3 protein-coding genes and 1 pseudogene are annotated in these 5084 nt (G+C 35.5%); all 4 read left to right on the plus strand.

The genetic code is table 11. The features are described 5' to 3' along the window. Positions 1-784 precede the first annotated feature (784 nt). Positions 785-1225, plus strand: a complete 441-nt coding sequence (locus DMP16_RS07770; RefSeq protein WP_069284707.1) for a DUF973 family protein — start codon at positions 785-787, stop codon at positions 1223-1225. Positions 1226-1302: 77 nt separating this feature from the next. Continuing rightward, on the plus strand, positions 1303-1962 hold the full coding sequence (locus DMP16_RS07775) for a hypothetical protein (RefSeq protein WP_069283769.1): 660 nt from the start codon (positions 1303-1305) through the stop codon (positions 1960-1962). Between the two features lie 242 nt (positions 1963-2204). Next, on the plus strand, positions 2205-4556 hold the full coding sequence (locus DMP16_RS07780) for a M1 family metallopeptidase (protein WP_143577058.1): 2352 nt from the start codon (positions 2205-2207) through the stop codon (positions 4554-4556). Positions 4557-4884: 328 nt separating this feature from the next. After that, positions 4885-5084 (plus strand): annotated as a pseudogene (locus DMP16_RS07785) (hypothetical protein); the annotation flags it as partial.

Here is a 5084-nt window from a genome sequence, read left to right on the forward strand (position 1 = left end):
ATATCTTTAGGACTATCTGATGGTGCGACAGTGCAAGTAGCGGTAGTAGCACAATAAAATTAAAGGTAATTTGAACTTTTTTATTTTAATCTTAAAATTTTTGCAGTATTTTATGTGTGGACAAAAGTTTGTTTTTTGATAAAAATTAAATTTTCTTTATTATGAAAAAGTATTTTTAGGGTTATTTATTAGGACGAGAATAGGTTTGATTTCCCAAATTATCCCTACCCTTTTAACCCTAGGTTTCACTCCTTGGATGAGATCGTATTAGCCTTTTACTTGCTAGGCTAAAGGGCTTTACTACCTCACTTGCTTTTCACAAGTTACCTAGCGTCAATTATGAGCTTAAGCCTGATGTTAAGGATAGGATTGTTTACCCGTTGATGAGGTTTTGAGGGTTAATGGTGAGTTAGGCATTACGGGTCTGGGCTAATTCTTCATGTAGGAGTGGTTTTCACGTCTACGTAATGTTAAATTAAGCTTGAGAATTGGAGGGATAAAGTTACACGATAAGGCTACAAGGTATTCTCTTGGTCTAAACATAATGTTGAAACTTTTGGCAAGAGGAGCTTAGTAAGTGTTCAGAGGCCTAAAACTAGTAAATATGGACTCCACATGGAACTCAACAGGGAACACGATAAAGAGATGGTTAAAAATATTCTTCAACACAACTTACTCGAAACCTATTGGCATAAGTTGGAATATGGGGGTAGATGAAATTGTTGTCCACACATGGTTTATTATGAGTAATGTTTATATAGAACTTTTTCTTTACTATTTTTTGATGAGTAATAGGAAGATGTTGAAAAGTAGGAGGGCTATTAGTGGTGCTGTAACTGCTTTAATACTAGTAATTGCTAGTGTAATAATAGCTTTAGTAGTTGTTGGTTTCGCATTTGGACTATTTGGAGCATTTGGAGGAACACCAACAGTAACACAAATAGGCACTGGAACAATAAGCTCAAGTAGTGGTAGTGCTACTTTTGTCTTAAAGAGTAGTGGTAATGTTCAAATAGTCTCAGCGAGTATTGTAGGAACTACTATAAGTGTAGGAAGTAGTGACATAACTGTTATCGGTGAATCTAGTGCATCTCTTACCGCGGGAGTTAATACGGTGAGTATAGATTTTGGTACTAGTTCTAATTTACAGCCTGGCTCTACTTATACGATATCTTTAGGACTATCTGATGGTGCGACAGTGCAAGTAGCGGTAGTAGCACAATGAAAATGAAATCAATTATTTTTTTATTTTTAATATTTTTCATATTTCTCTCCATCATATATATTAATTCTACTTCTTCTATGACTTCTCCTCTTTCACCCGGAGACTTTCTACTATACAATGAAACTGTAAGGTCAGTCCTACCTAATGGTTCAATCAGTATTATAAAGTTTATATTGTCTCAACAGATAGTTTCTGTTTACTCAAACGGAACTGCTCTCGTTAATTTTACGATTTATGTACTTAATGGTTCTTACTACTATGCTCCTTCCCTTTCAGTGCAAAACTCATCCATACCCGCTACGTTCTTCTACATCTCACCAAATTTACTAGGGCATAATGTAACTAGGGCAAATTCTCCTTTTTACTTTAACGGAACGTATAACGATCTTTACGAATACTACTCAGTTTCATACGTGCAAGGTGTTGAATTATTATTTAAGATGTGGTTCAATAATTACGGAATAGCCGTTAAGGCTGAGTCCCTTCAGATCTCCCCTAGTAATATCGTAGTAAGCAATGCTACTTACTTACTGTGGTTAACTAATGTGGTCAATCATAGTGTAGCTAGACCTTACTTGAGTGGGTTTTCGTTAGCTCAAAGCACTTTAAAGTACTCTTTTCTGAACTCAGTGATTAGGGTAGTCCCTAAAATATTCGAAATACTTGTTGTAGTAGTTTTTGTCTTACTAATAATATTGCTCTTGATCAGACCATCTTCAAAGAGCTTGAAGACGTAGGTATCTGATATAAACACACTTTTTTCCCTTCTCCCTGCTATAAAGGGCGAGGTGTGCCGTTCTTTTATCTAAGTCTTAGTGTCAATACTGGGTTATAATCTAGAATTTAGAAAACTACGATTACAATCTTAAAAAGCTCCATTCTGTCAGCTGTAAATTAGCACAACATCTATGTGGCGTAGCACATTTATTGAGATGAGCTAATGGAAAATCCTTTAATCCGACTTACCCTATATTTACTCATGAAATTAGATAGATATGAGATCTTTCTCGATTTCGATTTCAAGAATGCAAAGTATAAGGGGATAGAGAAAATTTATTTGGAGAATGACGAACAAGAAGTATTGTCAATTGATGCAGTTGACCTTAAGATAAATAGTGTAAAGGTTAATGGGAAGGAGGTAGAATACTCACAATCTGAGAATAAGTTAAACGTTAAATCAGGGAAGTTTTCAGGCGAGCTAGAAATAGAGTTTGAGGGGATAGTTTCAGACACTCATTTGGTAGGAATATACAAGGCTAAATACGACCAAAGTTATATTGTTACTACTCAGTTTGAGGCTTCTCATGCTAGGCGTTTTATCCCTTGTTTTGATGTTCCTTATATGAAGGCTAGGTTTAAGTTGTTTGTTAGGGTTGATAGGGGTTTGAAGGTTATTTCTAATATGCCTATTGTTAGTTTTAGGGATGATGGTGGTAAGGTTGTTTATGAGTTTGATGAGACTCCTAGGATGTCTACGTATTTGTTATATTTAGGCATTGGTGATTTTGAGGAGGTTGTTGATAGTAGTGGGGTGCCTACTATTATTCTTGCAACTACTGAGGGTAAGTCTAAGAGGGGTTATTTCGCAATGAACATTGCTAGGAAGGTCTTAGATTTCTACGAAAAGTATTTTGAAATACCATACCAACTACCAAAGGTTCACTTAATAGCTGTGCCAGAGTTCGCTTATGGGGCTATGGAGAATTGGGGTGCTATTACTTTTAGGGAGACTGCTTTGTTGGCTGATGATTCTTCTTCTTCTCAGCAGAGGTTTAGGGTTGCTGAGGTTGTTGCTCATGAGTTGGCTCATCAGTGGTTTGGTAATTTGGTTACTCTGTATTGGTGGGATGATCTTTGGCTTAATGAGAGTTTTGCTACTTTCATGAGTCATAAGGCTTTAGCAGAATTACACCCAGAGTGGAAGTTCTGGAACTACTTTGTGTTGAGTCAAACTTCTAGGGCTTTAGAGAAGGATTCCTTAACGGCTTCCCATCCTATTAGGTCTGATGTTTCTTCTGTTAGTGATGTTGAGCAGATGTTTGATGATATTAGTTATGGTAAGGGTGCTAGTGTTTTGAGGATGTTTGAGTCTTTTGTTGGTGGTGAGTTTTTTAGGAGGGGTGTTGTTTCTTATCTTAAGTCTTTTTCCTTTTCTAATGCTAGGGGTTTTGATTTTTGGAGTAGTATTTCATCGTCTTATGGTTCAAACATTAATGATGTAGTATCAGATTGGATAACAAAACAAGGCTACCCAATGTTAAGAGTCAGTGTAACTAATAGAAGCATAATTCTCGAACAGGAAAGATTCTCTCTGCTTGGCAATGTTGAAAATTTAATTTACAAGGTCCCTATAACCATGGAAGTGAATGGAAAGAGTATGACTTACCTATTGGATAAGGAGAAGGCTGTAATCAATATAGATGAGGATATAAGGAGTATTAAGGTTAACCTGGATAAGACAGGTTTCTACAGAGTTCTATACAATACCGATCTCTTCCTTAACGCTAGACTTTCTGAACTGGATAAGTGGGGAATAATAAACGACTATTGGGCTTTTCTATTAGCTGGGAAAATTAGTTATAATGAGTATGAGAAGATTATCAACAACTTCTTTAATGATAGAGAATTTATGGCAGTAAATGAGATCTCTAATCAGTTAAGTACGCTTTACGCTATTAATCCTAGTAAATATGGTGAGATAGCTAAGAAATTCCACAAGGTTCAATTAAGGAATTGGAGGAATGATAAGACAGACTTAGGAAAGATTACTTACTCTAACATATTATATAGATTAGCATTTATGGATGAATACTTCTCATTAGGATTATCAGAGTTGTTTAAGTTTTATGATAATCTTGACGCTGATATGAAGCAAGGAGTTAGTGTGGCATATGCTATTACTTACGAAGAGAACGCTATGGACGAGTTATTAAGTAGATACAGAAGGGAAAAATTTGATGAAGAGAAGCTAAGGTACTTAACAGCTTTACTACTATTTAGAAAGCCGTATTTAGTAGTTAATTCTCTCAGTCTAATATTGACCGGGGAGGTCAAAAAACAAGATATGCCGTATGTTATTAGTGTAGTATCGTATAATCCCTATGCTAGAGAAGCGACTTTCAACTGGATTAAGACTTACTTTAACTTCTTGAGGGAAGCATATAAGGGGACTGGAATATTAGGTAGGAGACTAGGCGAAGCTATACCATTAATAGGAATTGGAATTGAAAAGGAGGTTGAGGAGTTCTTTAATAATATAGAGATGCCAGAGGGTTCGAGAGGAATTAAGATGGGATTAGAGATGTTAAAAGCATATTCAAAGCTGAAGTAATAGCATTATAATATGTTAACAATTTTTATCCTATTAGATTCGTACTGAATATTTAATGTATTAAGTATGTATCTACTGCTATCTCATACTCTAGTTCTGATGCTCAGTTAAAAGCACCTCACGTGACCTCTTTCCCACTAGTGGGGCTTTCTTCATATTCCAAACTCAATCTACGCCCTCATAACGGGATTAGTTAGAAGTGGTCTTAAACTAAATAATCTTAGTTTTTAAATAGAAGAAGAAAATTTTTAATTTTTATTAACATATAAACCCTTCAATGGGCTTTATTCCATTCATCTTTATTTTATTGATATTCCCTCACGCTTTTGTGGAGTATCATGTACAAACCTATATAGTCTCTACCAAGTCGTTTGTTGACAATCTGGTAATCGAAGAGGTAACTGATGTTTACAGTAACGGTACATTTGAGTTTAACATCACAACGGTTTTCTTAAACTTTTCAGAAATATCCTCTCCCTCAACAATTTTCGATAATCTCACTTGCCCTATGCTATTCTACTACATTCC

The organism is Sulfolobus sp. B1 (genome assembly GCF_007050195.1).
Classification (GTDB): domain Archaea; phylum Thermoproteota; class Thermoprotei_A; order Sulfolobales; family Sulfolobaceae; genus Saccharolobus.

What these genes read in the sequence shown, in the direction of transcription:
- DMP16_RS07775 (WP_069283769.1), top strand. Translation starts at nt 1,303, where the DNA reads ATGACTTCTCCTCTTTCACCCGGAGACTTTCTACTATACAATGAAACT.
- DMP16_RS07770 (WP_069284707.1), top strand. Translation starts at nt 785, where the DNA reads ATGAGTAATAGGAAGATGTTGAAAAGTAGGAGGGCTATTAGTGGTGCT.
- DMP16_RS07780 (WP_143577058.1), top strand. Translation starts at nt 2,205, where the DNA reads ATGAAATTAGATAGATATGAGATCTTTCTCGATTTCGATTTCAAGAAT.